The 17,134-nt window shown below is 37.3% G+C and carries 13 protein-coding genes; 7 read left to right on the top strand and 6 right to left on the bottom strand.

Going from position 1 to position 17,134, the window contains the following annotated elements; translation table 11 throughout:
• Positions 1–308 precede the first annotated feature (308 nt).
• On the top strand, positions 309–839 hold the full coding sequence (locus tag KO521_RS09320) for a hypothetical protein (RefSeq protein WP_215939657.1): 531 nt from the start codon (positions 309–311) through the stop codon (positions 837–839).
• A gap of 55 nt (positions 840–894) precedes the next feature.
• On the opposite strand, the gene KO521_RS09315 is transcribed toward KO521_RS09320, so the two are convergent.
• The 4 genes from KO521_RS09315 to guaA all read right to left on the bottom strand — a co-directional run bounded on the left by KO521_RS09315 (position 895) and on the right by guaA (position 5,632).
• Positions 895–1,425 carry a DUF922 domain-containing protein gene (locus tag KO521_RS09315; RefSeq protein WP_215939656.1) on the bottom strand — a complete coding sequence of 177 codons (531 nt, stop codon included), beginning with the start codon at positions 1,423–1,425 and terminating at the stop codon, positions 895–897.
• Positions 1,413–1,817 (bottom strand): OsmC family protein, encoded by a 405-nt coding sequence (locus tag KO521_RS09310; protein WP_215939655.1) that lies wholly within the window; start codon positions 1,815–1,817, stop codon positions 1,413–1,415. Before KO521_RS09310 ends, KO521_RS09315 begins: the two co-directional genes overlap by 13 nt.
• 93 nt (positions 1,818–1,910) lie before the next feature.
• Positions 1,911–4,109, bottom strand: coding sequence for a LysM peptidoglycan-binding domain-containing protein (locus tag KO521_RS09305; RefSeq protein ID WP_215939654.1), 2,199 nt, complete (start codon positions 4,107–4,109; stop codon positions 1,911–1,913).
• Positions 4,100–5,632 (bottom strand): glutamine-hydrolyzing GMP synthase, encoded by a 1,533-nt coding sequence (gene guaA / locus KO521_RS09300; protein WP_215939653.1) that lies wholly within the window; start codon positions 5,630–5,632, stop codon positions 4,100–4,102. The genes KO521_RS09305 and guaA overlap by 10 nt, the downstream gene beginning before the upstream one ends.
• Before the next feature lie 597 nt (positions 5,633–6,229).
• On the opposite strand from guaA, the gene KO521_RS09295 reads away from it, so the two are divergent.
• The 3 genes from KO521_RS09295 (at position 6,230) to KO521_RS09285 (ending at position 10,324) form a co-directional block, all read left to right on the top strand.
• Positions 6,230–8,701, top strand: coding sequence for a TonB-dependent receptor (locus KO521_RS09295; protein ID WP_252729996.1), 2,472 nt, complete (start codon positions 6,230–6,232; stop codon positions 8,699–8,701).
• A gap of 3 nt (positions 8,702–8,704) precedes the next feature.
• Positions 8,705–9,586, top strand: a complete 882-nt coding sequence (locus KO521_RS09290; protein ID WP_215939652.1) for a DUF4249 family protein — start codon at positions 8,705–8,707, stop codon at positions 9,584–9,586.
• Positions 9,587–9,778: 192 nt separating this feature from the next.
• On the top strand, positions 9,779–10,324 hold the full coding sequence (locus tag KO521_RS09285; protein ID WP_215939651.1) for a pyridoxamine 5'-phosphate oxidase family protein: 546 nt from the start codon (positions 9,779–9,781) through the stop codon (positions 10,322–10,324).
• Between the two features lie 10 nt (positions 10,325–10,334).
• Here the strand turns inward: KO521_RS09285 and bshC are convergent, their stop codons facing one another.
• Positions 10,335–11,936 (bottom strand): bacillithiol biosynthesis cysteine-adding enzyme BshC, encoded by a 1,602-nt coding sequence (gene bshC, locus KO521_RS09280; RefSeq protein ID WP_215939650.1) that lies wholly within the window; start codon positions 11,934–11,936, stop codon positions 10,335–10,337.
• Positions 11,937–12,087: 151 nt separating this feature from the next.
• Between bshC and KO521_RS09275 the strand changes: the two genes are divergently transcribed.
• A complete protein-coding gene (locus tag KO521_RS09275; RefSeq protein WP_215939649.1) occupies positions 12,088–14,547 on the top strand; it encodes a M14 family zinc carboxypeptidase in 2,460 nt (819 codons plus the stop codon).
• A gap of 57 nt (positions 14,548–14,604) precedes the next feature.
• Positions 14,605–15,639 carry an MBL fold metallo-hydrolase gene (locus KO521_RS09270; protein WP_215939648.1) on the top strand — a complete coding sequence of 345 codons (1,035 nt, stop codon included), beginning with the start codon at positions 14,605–14,607 and terminating at the stop codon, positions 15,637–15,639.
• Positions 15,640–15,688: 49 nt separating this feature from the next.
• On the opposite strand, the gene KO521_RS09265 is transcribed toward KO521_RS09270, so the two are convergent.
• Positions 15,689–16,294: a DUF4337 family protein gene (locus KO521_RS09265; RefSeq protein WP_215939647.1), complete on the bottom strand. Its 606-nt coding sequence runs from the start codon at positions 16,292–16,294 to the stop codon at positions 15,689–15,691.
• A 213-nt stretch (positions 16,295–16,507) separates the two neighbouring features.
• Between KO521_RS09265 and KO521_RS09260 the strand changes: the two genes are divergently transcribed.
• A complete protein-coding gene (locus tag KO521_RS09260; protein ID WP_215939646.1) occupies positions 16,508–17,038 on the top strand; it encodes a GNAT family N-acetyltransferase in 531 nt (176 codons plus the stop codon).
• The last annotated feature ends 96 nt before the right edge of the window (positions 17,039–17,134 follow it).

Here is a 17,134-nt window from a genome sequence, read left to right as displayed (position 1 = left end):
ATCCCATTAGTTTTTTTAGAAAGTCTTCTTTTCTACGCACAGCTACTTCTATATGTGAACCATCGTTCATGAGTGCGTACCCACCTTTTCCCTTAATTTAAATTTCTACATATTTAAGTTTTATATTTTTTAGGAAACCACGGTTATAAATACTAAAACATATGATATTTTAACCATGAACGGCACTTTGAAATGCAAACAGTTTCTAAATCAAAAAAGAGAGATATAAAGAATATTATTTAAAATATGTGTGTATTTTTACCCCAGCAATTTTTTAAATTAATGACTTTACACTAAACATTATTAAAATGAAAAAACCAATTACATTATTAGCGGCTTTTGTGTTCCTAATACAATTTGCTTCCGCCCAAGAGTTTGAAGCAGGAACAAATGTAATTAACGCCGGTATTGGCCTAGGTGGCTATTATGGAGGATATAGCACCTCTACCGCTAGCCCTGTATTTAGCGCCAGCTACGAAAGAGGTATTTGGGATGTTCCAGGTCCTGGTGTAGTAAGTTTAGGAGGTTATATTGGATACAAACGTTTTACCTATGATTATGCTTTTGCAAATGCAGATTACAGCTGGTCATATACCACAATAGGAGTTCGAGGCGCATACCATTATACCGGTTTGGATATAGACAACCTTGATGTGTATGGTGGAGCTATGCTTTCTATGAGAATTTTAGGAGGAGATGAATTTGGAGATATAAGTAGCAGACCAGGCGGTACTGCCTTTGTTGGAGGACGTTGGTACTTTACGGATAGTATAGCCGGTTTTGCAGAAGCTGGTTATGGCGTTGCTTTTCTAACACTGGGAGCTTCTTTCAGATTTTAGAACAACAGATTAAAATATTAAAAAGCCTTCTTGGAATTAATTCCAAGAAGGCTTTTTAATATTTTAAAATTTCCTCAATCTCTTTATTCCAAAGCTGTTGCTGGTGTAGATCTTGAGAAAAATTGGTTTCCCTATCATATTTGTTCTGGAAGTTACTCAGCTCTTTTAGAATACCCTTGTATATAGCTCTAACCTCTGCCTTCGCATTCATTGTAAATTGGGCTTCAGCAAGTCGCTCTCGCATTTTTCTGGCGTAGACCTCAGATATATCAAAATGCAATTGTTCGTGGCTAAGAATGTTTGTATTGCAGAGTTCTGGACGATACCAGGACTTATTAGGGTAAAACTCACTCCGTACTACAAAGTCCAAGTACAACCTACCCTCTTTTTCAAAAGAGGTGAATGAATAACTTATACCGCTTGCAGTAGTTGCTGCGGCCCATTCTGTTTTAAAATAGGACCCCTTAAAATCCGACCACTGTAGCTTTCTCTCTGCATCCCAGAGTATCACCTCCTCCTCTTGCGAAGAAACTGAACTGATTATACACAGACAAAATGCCCAGAGAACGTATTTTAAAGCTCCCAATGAAATGTAATGACTTTTTCTATATCTGGATGTAGACTATAATGCACGGGGCAGGTCATAGCGGTATGTTCTAAAATTTTTCTTTCCTTACTTGAAGCACTGGAAGGCAAAATTAACTTTGCCTCGATTTTAGAGATGCGTCTTGGCTCAGCGGCCATGTGTTTTTTGATTTCAACTGTAGAACCATCTAGTTTTACCCCAAGACCTTTGGCCTTGATTCCCATCATGGTAATCATACAACTACCCAATCCGGTCGCTACGGTATCCGTAGGTGAGAAAGCTTGGCCAAGCCCATTATTATCTACAGGAGCATCCGTAATAAAAGTATCACCAGATCGTAGATGTTCACAAGTGGTTCTTAAATCTCCGTCGTAGGTTACTTTTGCTGTCATACTAAATTGGGTTTAGAATTAATAGTTCTATTCGAAACCCTAAGTTAGTACTACCTCATTCAAAAAAGAAATTAATTTTAAAGATTTGCAGAATTACTCAGCCATTTTTATACGCAAGTCTTCAAACGTTAAAATATACGAAGACTGATTGTAGTACCCCGTAGCTCCTTCCTTCTCGTAATCAAATTTACTGCCAGAGTATTCCGTTTCTCCTATAACTTTGGAAGCCTCAATAAGATTGTTCTTGTAAGCCAGCTTCAACAATAGGTCGTACGTAAGATCAAAACCACGCACCGCATACCTATCCGGCGTACTACCAAATCGTTTTTCATAGCGCTTGGAAAACGAATCATTACCAGCTACTTTATAAACAGACGGATACGTGAAGTGTATGTTGGATAAATGTGCATTACTGATAACGTCATTGTCAAAAGCATTATTCTTGTTCGTTGTGAACATACGCACCTTAACCTCTTTTGTATTCATTGAATTTAAAATAGAGCTAACACTAGACACCAATTTAAAATTATCCGTCTCTACAAAAACCCAGTTATCAGTTTCAAGAGAAAGAAGTTCCGTCAGCATCTCAATATTGATACCTATATTTTTCTCTTCCTGAGTTACTTTTAAAGTATCCGCTCCCGGAAAACTCAATAACAATTGCTCTTTCACATTTTTATGCTTGGCATCTGCAATTATGATGATATGCTGTTCTGCATTACGCTTACTCTGCACGTAATCGATCATACGATTACGAAGCACCTCATCAGAAGTATACGAGTAGAATACATTTGAAAGACTTAAATCGCTCTTAGCAGGAATAGGAGCCACAAGTGATACTTGCTTACCGCTTGCCCTCAATGCAGTTTCTTTCATAGACGGCATATCTAACGGTCCAATAATAGCGCCATAACCAGAAAGATTCTCTTTACCCAAAATCTCTTTGGTTTTTTCAAGATTCAACTGATTATCAAAAGTCTTGACATCTACAGAAATTCCTAAATCCGCTATTGAATCTATTGCCACTAAAGCACCGGAGTAAAGGCCTAGGCTATATTTTAAACTATTTCGTTTATCAATGATATTGGCTACACGGTCTTTATCACTTAAATCTAGCTTATCCAATCTAAAAGGTAACAGGAACATTAATTTTGGTCTATTCCCTACATTGATACTATCTAAAAGATTAATTTTATCGAGAACCAACGAATTGCGAACTTCAAAATTACCTTCCTGTTCTTTTGGTAATTTTAGAATCATTCCTGCTTTTAACCCTTGAGCCAAATCTGGATTCAGTGCCAAAAGCTCTTTGTAGGTAATACCGAATTTACGAGTTAGAGCGAATTCCGTTTGCTTTGGTTTTACCTCATAAAAGTTGTAATTGTCCGTATTAATAACTCCGCTATTCGCTTTTTTCTCTGGAATTCTAATTATCATACCTTCTTTCAACCCACCCCTTTCGGTAATTTCAGGATTTAAACGAACGATTTCATCTGATTTTACACCAAACTTCTGTTCCAATTGAAAGAAATTCATTTTTGCCGGAACGGTATATGAATTAAATAATTGTGTTTCTTGGTTATCTACAGAACTACCTGCAATCTTAGGCAACTTCAATTCTTGACCAACTGCCAAGTAATCATTGGATTTAGAAAGCTCAGGATTTAAGGCAACCATACTATCTACGGTTATCCCATATTTATAGGCAATACTCCATCTTGTTTCCTTGGGAGCAACCGTATAGGTATCAAAATCATTTTCATCAACCACAACTTCCTCATCTGGTTTAACCCTGCGGTACTTAGGAATTTTCAATGTCATCTTTCTCTTCAGCTGCGAAGAGTATAATTCGGGATTGTATTTTTTAATGGCTTCTTCGGTAATATGAAATCGCTTAGCAATACTATATAAAGTTTCCTTCTTCTTTACGCGGTACGAAGTAAAGCCAATAGGCTCCTCTTGTTCTTCATCGTCCTCATATTTAACCGTTCTAACAGCAGTAGTAGACCCCTCCACTTTTCTAGTAGACTGCGCCGCCACTGCCTTAGCTTTATTATCCTTTGGTATAACCAGTATAGTATTAACTTTCAGGTCATCACTACGTTTTACCTCTTTATTTAGTTTAAGGATGGTCTTGGCATCTACTCGGTACTGTTTTGCAATACCTTCTAGGGTTTCCCCCTTCTTTACAGCATGCGTTGTAAACTTCTGAGCAGAAACTTTACCTGCTACAAAAATGAATAATAAAAGTGTTAGGCTAACTTTAAAAAACTGATTCATATTTATTCCCATTCAATGGTTGCTGGTGGTTTTGAGCTTATGTCATAAACAACTCTATTCACCCCAGGTACTTTGTTGATAATATCGTTTGATGTTTTTTGCAAAAATTCATAGGGTAAATTCACCCAGTCAGCAGTCATACCGTCTGTACTCTCTACAGCCCGTAAAGCTACACATTTTTCATAAGTGCGCTCGTCTCCCATTACTCCTACACTATTAACGGGTAAAAGCATAGCTCCTGCCTGCCAAACCTTGTCATAAAGACCCCAATCGCGTAATCCTTGAATGAAAATATGATCTACCTCCTGTAATATAGACACCTTTTCTTGCGTAATGTCACCCAAAATCCGAATTGCTAGCCCAGGACCCGGAAATGGGTGCCTTCCCAAGCGCTCATCTCCCACATCCATACTCTTGCCTACGCGCCTTACCTCATCTTTAAACAACATTTTTAGAGGCTCTACTACTTTGAGCTTCATGTAATCTGGTAAACCACCTACATTATGGTGACTCTTAATAGTAGCAGAAGGGCCACCTGTTGCCGAAACCGACTCAATTACATCTGGATATATTGTTCCTTGCGCCAGCCACTTAACATCCTGCACCAAATGGGCTTCATCATCAAAAACATCAATGAACACCTTGCCAATGATCTTACGTTTCTTTTCTGGGTCACTTTCCCCCGCAAGCTCATCCAAAAAGCGTGCCGAAGCATCCACACCCTTAACATTAAGCCCCATGTGCTCGTATTGATCTAAAACGTCTTGAAACTCATTCTTTCTAAGAAGACCATTGTTCACAAAAATACAATAGAGGTTTTTTCCTATAGCCTTATGAAGAAGTACCGCCGCAACGGTAGAATCAACTCCACCGGACAGACCAAGTACCACTTTATCGTTTCCTATCTTTTCCTTAAGGTCAGAAACCGTCATGTCCACAAATGCGTCCGGAGTCCAAGATTGATCCAATCCAGCAATGTTTACCAAGAAGTTTTCTAGTATTTTCTTACCATCTTTTGAATGATAAACCTCTGGATGAAATTGAATAGCGTAAGTACTCTCGTCTTCAATTTTATATGCTGCGTGTTTAACGTCATGCGTACTAGCTAAAACCACTCCCTTTTCAGGTAATTTCTGAATGGTATCGCTATGACTCATCCACACTTGGCTACCCTCTGAAACACCTTCAAAAAATGCTTCATCTGACTTGATATAGGATAGATTTGCACGACCATATTCCCTAGTATTGGATGGCGCAACATTACCACCTCCAAAATGAGCCAGATATTGTGCACCATAACAAACAGCCAATAAAGGCTTCTTTCCTCTAATCTCAGACAGGTCTGGATGCGGCGCATCATCTGCACGTACCGAGAACGGAGAACCGGATAGAATTACCGCTTTGTAGGACGATAAATCCTCTGGTAGCTTGTTATATGGCTTTATTTCACAGAAAATATTGAGTTCTCTAACCCTTCTAGCGATGAGTTGCGTGTACTGAGAACCGAAATCTAATATTAGGACGTTGTTTTGCATGGCCAAAAATAGCAAATTCCACTCTCTCAAAAAGACTCTTTGTACATATTTATAATCAGGTTTTTAACAATACTCCAAAATGACACATATAGACAAATAGAGGACAAGGCAAAATGAATGCCCAATTCCTACAAATTCCTTAAAATATAGTTCGGTTATGAAAACTTTAACCATCACTTTTTCTAATTTTAAAAAGAGTCAAGATTCCATTTTGAAAATTTTTTTTCAAGGATTACGTAAGGAAATCACCTTAAAACAGGCGATTTAACCGAAAAACACGAAATGTAAATAATTACATTATATAGAATATCATAAAAATCTGGTTTTTAATTATTTAATTTGATTCCTACAAAGTGTTAAAATATGTTAATTTGAACCTGAAAAGGCATATTTTGCTCTTAAAAAAGAGATTTAAAGTTTTGAACTTCCAAAAAAGTAATTATAATCGAAAGCTTATTTTAGACTCGTTTTTATTTATCTTTTCGTTAACAGCTTCCTCTAAAGATTATGACTTTCTTGCGTAAGAATTTACTGTTGCATCAGCATTTCATCAGTGTTTAAAAGCAGTATCTACATCAATCAAAAAACGAACATATCTTGAAAAAAACTATCTATTGCACGTCATTTTTTCTTGTACTTTTTCATCAAGGTCAAGCAAAATTGAGCAGACCTCCTTGCAAGCCTAAAAGTGAAATTCACAAAAAGCTTGGAGCACTTTTAATTTTAAAAGACAATCATCAAAGTCTTGATCAAGCCGAAAATAAATTTACCATTAGTGGGTACATTACGGAAAGTGGAAGTGGCGAACATCTCTTGGGAGTTTCGGTTTATGTTCCCGAATTAAAATTAGGAACCACAACTAATGATTACGGATTTTTCTCTTTGACTCTTCCGCAAGGAAATCACGAGGTCGTTATTTCATACATTGGTTATGGTAACGAAAAGCGGAAGTTGAATTTGACAGAAGACAAAATTCTATCCGTAGAATTAAAACCTTCTACCGAGAACCTTGAAGAAGTAGTTGTTACTGCAGATGAAAGAATACGAGAAAGCAAGATTACCCAGATGAGTACCGTTCAAATAAAACCTGCAGACATTCAAGACATACCCGCCTTACTAGGTGAAAAGGATGTTTTAAAGACCCTACAACTTATGCCTGGCATACAAGGTGGATCAGAAGGTAGTTCCGGTTTCTTTGTTCGTGGCGGCACTCCCGACCAAAATCTTATTATACTTGATGATGCGGTCGTTTACAACTCCAACCACCTTTTTGGTTTTTTCTCGGTTTTCAATGGTGATGCCATTAAATCCGTAGAAGCGTTCAAAGGTGGTTTTCCGGCTAGGTTTGGCGGACGGTTGTCCTCTGTTATTAAATTGGATATGAAAGACGGCAACAAAGAAAAGCTATCCGGAAAGGTCAATATTGGTCTTATATCCTCTTCCGCTTTACTTGAAGGCCCTATAAACAAAGGAAAAACCTCTTTCATTGCCAGCGGACGGCGTACTTATGCGGATATTATGGTGCGGCCTTTTGTAGATAGTGAAAAAGGGAACAGAAGCGGGTATTATTTTACGGATTTTAATTTTAAGATCCATCATATTTTTAGTCCCAAGGATAAATTGTTCTGGAGCAACTACTTGGGGCAGGACAAATTCTATGAGAACAGTGTTTATAGCGATGGTGATAAAGATAAATCCCGATTGCAATGGGGAAACATCACCTCTACCCTTCGCTGGAACCATCAATTCAACAACAAGCTTTTCTCTAATACTTCGCTTATTTTCAGTAACTACAAATTTAAACTGCTTATAGAAGAAGATTTCAAAGACCAACAAAACCGCTTTAAAAGTAGCTCTGGTATTAATGATTACACCTTAAAGACCGATTTTGATTATTACCCTAATAATAAGCACACTGTTAGATTTGGCGCCAATGCAACTCGGCATAATTTTACTCCCCAGCGTCTACTAGTGAAGGATGAATTTAGTTCGGACATAAACAAAGAACAAGAACTCAATTCTTTTGAAAGCGCCGTCTATATAGAGGATGATTGGAAGCTAACCGATAAACTAAGTTTATCTCCCGGGCTTAGACTCAGTTATTTTAATTACAAGGACAAACATTACATCAACCCAGAACCTAGATTAGCATTATCCTATAATTTAAAACCGGACCTTGCTTTTAAGGCTTCATATTCCAGAATGAACCAGTACATTCACCTGCTATCTAGCTCGGGAATTGGTTTGCCAACGGATTTATGGGTTTCATCAACAGATAATATAAAACCACAGACCTCCCAACAATTTGCCGTTGGAGTGGCCAAAGATTTCTTTGACAAAGACTATTCCGTAACGCTTGAAGGCTATTACAAGACCTTAGATGACGTTATTGCCTATAAAGAAGGGGCTTCCTTCTTGGCCATTGATGACCTTGAAACCGGAAAAAACACCAATTGGGAAGAGAATATTACCTCAGGACAAGGGTGGGCTTATGGTGCAGAACTTCTATTTAGAAAGCAGACCGGACCGTTTACCGGTTGGCTAGGCTATACACTTTCATGGTCTGAACGCCAGTTTGATGAATTGAACTTAGGCAAAAAGTTTTACGACCGTTATGATCGTAGGCACGATATATCTTTAGTGGGTATCTATAAACCAAATGAGAAAATTACCTTATCCGGTACTTGGGTGCTATCCACAGGCAACAACTATACTTTGCCCAACCAACAGCGTATAGACAATCCTGTAGATTTTCCGATTTTTAATAACGACTTGTACAGCAGCTATTCTGGTATGGAAGATTTTACCACCCAACGGAATAATTTTAGAGGGGAAACAAGCCACAGATTAGACTTGGGAGTCCAATTTCATAAAAAGAAAAAAAAGAATAGAGAACGTATTTGGGGTGTTTCTCTTTACAACTCTTACGCCAGAAGAAACCCGTTTATATACACGGTAGAAAACAAAGATTATGACCCCAGTACTCCTGATGCTCCCGATGAAAAGGAATTGATTCGAACTTCTGTACTTATGCTGATACCATCCGTTAATTACACTTTTAAATTTTAGTCCATGAATAAATACCTTCAGATAAGTTTATTGTTCGTTTTACTGTGTAGTGCTTGTCAAGACCCTGTAGATCCTGATGAACTCCTTAATATTGATGACCGTACCTATATAGTTGGCTATCTATCACCTTCGGATACACTGCTTTCAGTTCATGTTTCAACTGCAGTACCAGCAATAGGTACTCAAATCGATAGTAATGACCCGATGGCCGACATTGAAAAGTTTATTATTAAAGATGCTCTGGTCATCATAAGTGATGAAGAAGATAACCAGGTTCAATTGATTTACAATGCTGAACGAAGAAATTACCAAGCACCAGCGTCAGAATTTGATATTATTGAAGGTAACACCTACTTTCTAAAGGTTTCTACGGATGATAAAGAATATACCTCTAGCTGTACCATCCCGCAAAAGGTAGACTCGATTACCGAAGTGATAACGCCGGAGTATGAAGATGAATATTCTTTAAAATATATATTGGATATCGCTTTTCAAGATATCATAGGAAAAGACAACTTTTACCTCATTGGCGGTAAAATAGAAACAGAAGAGCAGGGTCAACCTTATGAATGGCCATTGAATTTTGAATTGGACAGTTTTTTGACCGATGCAATTGGAGATGGAGAAATTTTAAGTCAGAATTCGTTTTTTTCGTTCTGGCAGCCGGAAGAAGGAATTACAGCTAAAATAACGCTGCAAGTAACCAATGTTGAAGAAAACCTCTATCTAAACCGCCGTGCTGCTTTTTTAAATGATTACAATGACGGAAACCCATTTGTGGAGTACAGTATTGCTGCTAATAATATTGAAGGCGAAAACGCAGTGGGTGTCTTTGCTGGCTATCAGCTTACTGAAAAGGTAATTGAATATGAAATAAAAAAATAAACACCTCTCTAAAAAGTAAAAGTCCGGGATACCAAACCCGGACTTTTCATCAAAATCAAAAAAACCAACCTAAACACATGAAACGGTTTAATTAAAAATCGTTTTCATAGCATTTTTATTAATAACACCCTACTTGTAAAATACCCTACCCACTTTTAAAAGTTTTTTCTACTTTTATTTAAAAGCATACAAATGACTTCTACTTTTTGGGATGAAACCCTCACGGAAATAAAAAAAGGAATAACTAAAAGAGGACATCCGTTTCGCCTTTTTACACTAGCTTCTATTAGTGCATTAGGAACCCCTAGCCTACGCACGGTGGTCTTTAGGCACTTTAATGATAATTTAAATCTAGTATTCTATACAGATGCGCGTTCCCAAAAAGTAAAGGAAATTGAAAAAAATGCAGACGTTAGTTTACTTTTCTATCATCCAGAAAATCTTTTACAGATTACGGTTAAAGGAAAAGCATCCGTTATTACAGATTCTGAGGTTTTAGATCGATATTGGGGTAATATACCTGATGGCAATAAAAAAGATTACACCACTCAAACAGCACCCGGCACACCCATGAACAATCCTGATGCTTTGGAATATTTAAACGAAAACCATCATTTTTGCGCTATACAAATAGAACCTTTATCAATAGAATATCTAAAACTAAAGCGCCCTAATCATATTAGAGTACTTTTTTCTAAAACAAAAGATTCTTGGGAAAGTCAGTTTTTAGCTCCTTGAAAACGGCTCACTACATTTTTACTATTGTAAACTCCTGTTGCAATGGCTTTAAGGTTTCTAGAAGTATAGGAACCAAGTCCTTACCTAACTCCAAATAAAGTTCAGAGAAGTTTACATTTCGTTCTTGCAGTGATTTGTTAGGAAACAATTCGTTCTGAATTTCGGTCATGCGCAAGACATGGTCTTTTAGTTTGCGTTTTTGTGCTTGTAGCAATCTTTTTTCAAGATTGTCTAGACCTTTTTTTTGTTTAACTTCTTGTGCCTTTACAGCTCCCAGGAACGAAGCATCAGTTTGCTCTGCCAATTCGTACATAACTTTGAACTGCTCTTCCAAAAGATGTTTCTGACGCGAAAAATCAATATCGATGTTAGATATTTCCCTTATCTTTTTATTGATGAAACTACTTTGTTTCAAAAACAAATCCTTCACGGAAAGGTTCATTTTAGCCAACTTATCCGTTTGCTTTTCCGTACTGATCAAGGCCGAATTTCTAAGTAATAAGACTGGAAACGGCACCTCCATGGCTTCAAACATGGTTTTGAGCTCCAACCAATATGCTATTTCTCCGCCTCCACCTATATAACACAGATTTGGCAGTATAATTTCCTGATATAATGGTCTGGCAATTACATTTGGTGAAAACCGCTCCGGATATGCCCTTAGCTCCTTTTTAAGTTCTTCTTTTGTAAAACTAATCTCCGTATCATTCACATAATAAGCCCCATTCTGTTCTATAATGCGTTCGCGAAGTCCGTCTTTTAAATAGAAGTAATTTATTTCACGAGGATTAACCTGTACATTATACTTCTCGTCAAGCGTACCCAATTCCGCTATGGTTTCGGAAACTTTCTTATATGCTAATTGTTCAAAAATATCCTTCTCGGCATAAGGCACTAAAAGACTTTTTAAGCTCTTGTCATCACCATCTACAATAACCAAACCTTCCTTGCCAAAAAGTTCATTTGCCAAATAACGTGTAGCGTCTGTTAAATTATTATGTTCTAAATATGCTTTCTTAAATAGCTCTTTTAGAGCTATAGCATTAGTACTATTTCCTATTTGATTGGAAAAGGCTTCAAAAATCTCTTCAAGCCCTTTAGTGTTCAAATGCCCGACCGCTCCAGACGCAGGCCTGTTCCATCTTAGCTTCTTTCCCTTAAAATTAAAATAATTGATTTCTTCAAAATCATGGTCCTCCGTAGCCATCCAATATATAGGGACAAAATTGTATTTTGGATATGCTTTTTTAAGTTCTTTGGTAAGATTTATAGTGGAAACTATCTTATATAAAAAGTATAGTGGTCCAGTAAAAAGGTTTAATTGATGCCCCGTTACTACGGTAAAAGTAATGGGCTCCTTTAATTTTTTAAGGTGCGTCTGGGTTTCCTTGGTAACATTAAAACCTTTGTATTGTTTTTGTAGTGCCTCGTATAGAACTTCTCTGTTCGCATCAGGAAAATTTGTAGCCTTTTCGGCTATTTGAGCTTCAAAATTCTTAAGGTTTGGAAACCGGTTATAAAAGTTATCTACCTGCGGTTCTTCAGCAAGATAATCGCAAATAAATTCTGAAAAATAGCCGGTTTTGTAAAAGGGTATACAATCAATCTCCATAAGGGTGTAAATATAAAACTCTTCGCCAATGCGGCTTCCTAAAAATACGTTAATTACTTCAACCTGATTTTCGCACCAGTAATGGATTATCCGCTCTTTTATTAGCCATAATTCAGTAGCTTTGGTAGCATCCCAAGGAAATACCTTACATATGAAGTTTTTTACATCTTTAGTTATTTTATTTATCTGCCTAAATCTTAAGGCGCAAGAACTACAATCTCCTTCAGAATTTTTAGGCTATGAGTTGGGGTCTCAATTTACCCGGCATCATCGCGTAGTAGATTATTATGAATACCTAGCAAAGTCCGACCCTACCAAACTGCAGTTAAAAAATTATGGGCAAACAAATGAAGGAAGACCTCTAGTTTTAGCCTATATCTCATCATCCGAGAATATTAAAAATCTTGATACTATACAACAAGAACATATAAAAAATACGGAAGGTGTAGGCAACCCATCTACTGCTATTGTATGGATGAGCTATAACGTACATGGAAACGAGAGTGTTAGCACAGAAGCTTCCATGAAGACGGTGTACGAACTTCTAACGAAAAAATCCGAATACCTAAAAAATACAGTGGTAATTATAGACCCATGTGTAAACCCTGATGGTCGCGAACGCTATGTAAACTGGTACTATCAATTCAAAAACACCCCTAATACGGTTGACCCTAATAGCAAAGAACATCATGAGCCTTGGTTAAACGGCAGAGCCAATCATTATATGTTCGACTTAAACCGAGATTGGGCATGGCTAACGCAAACGGAAAGCCAACAACGCATAAAAGTCTATAACAAATGGCTACCACACGTACATGTGGATTTTCATGAGCAAGGTGTTGATAATCCTTATTATTTTGCTCCTGCAGCAGAACCTTTTCACGAGGTGATAACTGATTTTCAAAGAGAGTTCCAAACCACAGTGGGGAAAAACCACGCCAAGTATTTTGATGCCAACGGATGGTTCTATTTTACAAAAGAGGTTTTTGATTTACTTTACCCAAGTTACGGAGATACCTACCCTACTTATAACGGAAGTATTGGCATGACCTACGAACAAGGTGGCAGCGGCCGTGCCGGTCTGGGTGTAATTACAAGTTTAGGAGATACACTAACCTTAAAGGACAGAATACTTCATCATCATACCACCGGACTCTCTACACTAGAGATTGCATCACAAAATGCTGTTCAACTGAACAAGGAATTCAAAAAATTCTATTTACCTAAAAATTACAAGTATAAAAGCTATGTTCTAAATGGCAACCCCAATAAAATTGAAGCTCTTACCAATCTATTGGCGCAACACGAGATTGAATACGGTTGGGCTACTGGTAAAACTGCAAAAGGCTTTAACTTTAGCACGGGAAAAAACAGCCTCGTTAAAACTTCCAATCATACACTTGTAGTTGGTACCGACCAGAAAAAAGCAACTCTGGTAAAAGTCCTTTTTGAACCAAGTACAAAACTAAGTGATTCACTAACCTATGATATTACGGCATGGTCCTTACCGTATGCTTACGGACTTGAAGCAGTAGCATCGGAAAGTAAGGTGAATGCCACTTTAGATACGCATAAAGCAACTGTCCAAAAACCAGAGCAGATTAATCAAAAGGCCTATGCTTTTATAGCGGAATGGAATAGTTTTAGCGACGCTCAATTTTTAGCGGAACTAGTACAGAACAATATAAAAACACGACATGCAAAAGCTCCATTTTCTTTGGATGGTATCCAGTATGATCGTGGAACACTTATTATTACAAAAGCGGATAACAAAAATGCTCCGGATTTCCTAAATACGCTTTCAAAAATAGCCGCAAAACATAAGAAGACATTAAAAGCAAGCAATACTGGCTTTGTGGAAGATGGTAAAGATTTTGGTTCTCATTCTGTACAACCATTAAAACAGGTAAAAGTCGCTGTACTTTCCGGGAAACCTACCGCTACGCTAAATTTTGGTGAAATCTGGCACTATTTTGAACAACAATTAAATTATCCTGTTACTATACTGGATACAGAATACTACAAAAACGTAAACCTTTCCAATTACGATATACTTATTCTACCGAACGGGAATAATTATGACAAGCTTTTCAACCCCAATAGAATGAATGACCTTAAAGATTGGATTAAAAACGGCGGAAAACTAATAGCCATTGGTGGTGCCCTAAAACCACTTTCCAAAGAAGAAAAATTTAAGCTGAAGCCAAAAACCGTTGAAGCAGATAGCTTTGCCCTGGTTCCTATTTATGACCACAACCAGCGCGAGCAAATCAGAAACGAAATCACCGGTGCTATTTTCAAGACCAAGGTAGACCCTACTCATCCATTAGCATACGGTTATGGTGATTCTTATTTTAGCTTAAAATTAGGTGGTGCCGCATACAACTACCTGGAAAACGGCACGGTAGCCTATCTGGATGCTAACAGTACGGTTCCTGCCGCAGGTTTTGCAGGGGTTGATGCCCAAGATAAAATTGGGGAGACCTTAGTATTCGGTGTTGAAGAATATGGAAAGGGTCAGCTAATTTACTTTGTTGACAATCCTTTATTCAGAGGTTTTTGGGAGAATGGCAAACTATTCTTTGCCAATGCCCTATTTATGGTAAACTAATTTCACCCCTCATCACTGCCAAACACTTACCTTTACATCTCATGGCAGATAATCAAAATGAAAAAGTTAAAAAAGCAGTTTGGAGGTAAATTAACAAACGAACTTACCGAACGATACAATCAATCCAAAAACTGGAAAAAAGACAAGTTTCTTAATCTTGAAGAAACCAGCATGTCCGTCAATTTTTGGGATATTCCCAAACTGCTGTACAAACAGTTTACGGACAAAGAAAAGAGAGAACCCGCAAAACCCCTACCTATTGCATCATTTGATAAAGCCGCATTCTTATTGGATGATGTAAGCTTCAAATACATTTGGTATGGGCATTCCGTTTTATTAATGCGTATGAATGGCAAAACCATTTTAATAGACCCTATGCTTGGTCCAAATGCATCTCCTATAGCACCTTTTAAAACCAAACGCTTTTCAGAAAATACATTGGACTTAATTGATGATTTTCCTGAAATAGACCTGTTGTTAATGAGTCATGACCACTATGACCATCTTGATTATGATAGTATTCAAAAATTAAAAAGTAAAACGAAACAGTATTTTGTGGCTTTGGGCGTTAAACGTCATTTGGTAAGTTGGGGAATAGACGCAGAATTAATCACGGAATTCGATTGGTGGAATGAAAGTGTAATTTCAGATATCAACATTACCTTTACTCCTAGCAGACACTTCTCAGGAAGAGGATTAACAGACCGTTCCAAATCTCTTTGGGGAGGCTGGGCCTTTAAAACCGACACTGCTAATATCTGGTTTAGTGGTGACAGTGGCTATGGTAATCACTTTAAAGAAATTGGAAAAAAATTGGGGCCATTTAATTTTGGTTTTATAGAAAATGGCCAGTATAATGAAAAGTGGCATCAGATACATATGTTTCCCAATGAGAGTATCCAAGCTGCTATTGACGGTAGAGTCAAAAAGTCTATGCCCGTTCATTGGGCAGGTTTTGCTTTGGCACAACACGACTGGACTGAACCTGCGGAACAATTCAAAGAAGAGGCAAAAAGAAAACAGTTGGAAGCAACTTTCCCTAAATTAGGAGAACTACACACTATTGCAGATACCAATGGCCCATGGTGGTAACTTCAACTTCAATCACATCTTTTATATTCCCGTAAGTGATGTTTAAATGTTACAGAGTTGAGTAGTATCCGTAGAAACAGACTCCAAGACCTATAAAGGCTACACCAATCATAAATGCCGTAAAAGCTTCTTGAAGGCGTCTATTTTCATTAATAATAAGGCCTAATACTCCAAACAATATGCTAATCTGAAGAAATAAAATACCTATTTCTATTTGTGACACCAAGCTTCTTGTGGAAAGGCCTATTTCTTCCCATGTTCGCAAACCAATGATTTTTCCCATTTCCCCATCAAGATCTTGAGACCATCCGGCACGAGGTATATTATTGGACCCAAGTAAGATTTCGGTTTTTTCCTCTTCGTATTTTTTGATAAGGTCGTCAGTCATTTCTATTCTAAAATCCAATTGCTCCAACTTTTCTTCAGCTACCAGCCCTGTACCCCGCAATGATTCTAAATAATCGCGCTGGTTCTCTTTCATAATTTGCTTAATACTCTTGGCATTGTACCAGCTGGAGTAACTTACATGTTTGTAGTTGGCCCTGGCAATCTTTTCTTCCAACTTACTATTGACAACTTTCATAACGGCCAACAACGCTACAAGAACTATAATTATTACGCCCCCTCTATTCTCTATTTTGCTAGTTTTAGACATTACTTTGTATTAAAGACTGATTTGGTTTCGGTCAGAATTATTCTCGTAAAAGACTAATCCCATTTATTATACGTAAAAAAGGCCATTAAAGTTGGCGAGCAAAGGTTATCTTCAACACTTTTAATGAAACCTCCTAATTCATAGGAAATTAGATAGTTATTAGTTATTAAGACCTACAAAAATTAACAATCATTTCTTACTAAATTGTTTTTGATGATTTATGAAACCAAAAGATTATTATTAAAACCAACTTCTGAAGATGATGCTCGCTTCATTTGTAAATTATTTAACTCTCCAGCTTGGCTAAAATTTATTGGTGAAAGAAAAGTATATAGCCCCACTGAAGCCGAACAGTATATAAAAACCAAAATGACACCTCAATTTGAAAATTTAGGGTATGGAAATTATACCATAATCCGTAAATCAGATAATGTAAAAATGGGCACATGTGGTTTATCTGACCGAAAAGGTCTTCCGTGTACCGATATTGGCTTTGCATTTCTTCCTGAATATGGCCGAAAAGGGTATGCTCATGAAGCTGCAAATAAATTAAAAGAGGTGGCTTTTAACCAATTTAAGCTTAAAGAACTTTGCGGTATTACCACCACAGATAATAAACTATCACAAAAATTACTACTGAAATTGGGTTTTCACTATAACGGAACGATTGTTTTGCCTGGTGAGACCAACGTTCTAATGTGCTTTACAATGACCGATCCCAGTCTTAGAAGCTCAGAAAATTAAAACCAAGACGTTAAACTTTAAAAAGAAGAAAACTCTTTCAGCAAGACTCGTTAAATTTGCAATCCAAAATTTAAAAGAACCTCTTAAATAGGTTCT

The organism is Zobellia uliginosa (assembly GCF_018860745.1).
Classification (GTDB): domain Bacteria; phylum Bacteroidota; class Bacteroidia; order Flavobacteriales; family Flavobacteriaceae; genus Zobellia; species Zobellia uliginosa_B.
Note: the sequence above shows the minus strand (reverse complement) of the source record. Positions and strands in the feature narration are given on the sequence as shown.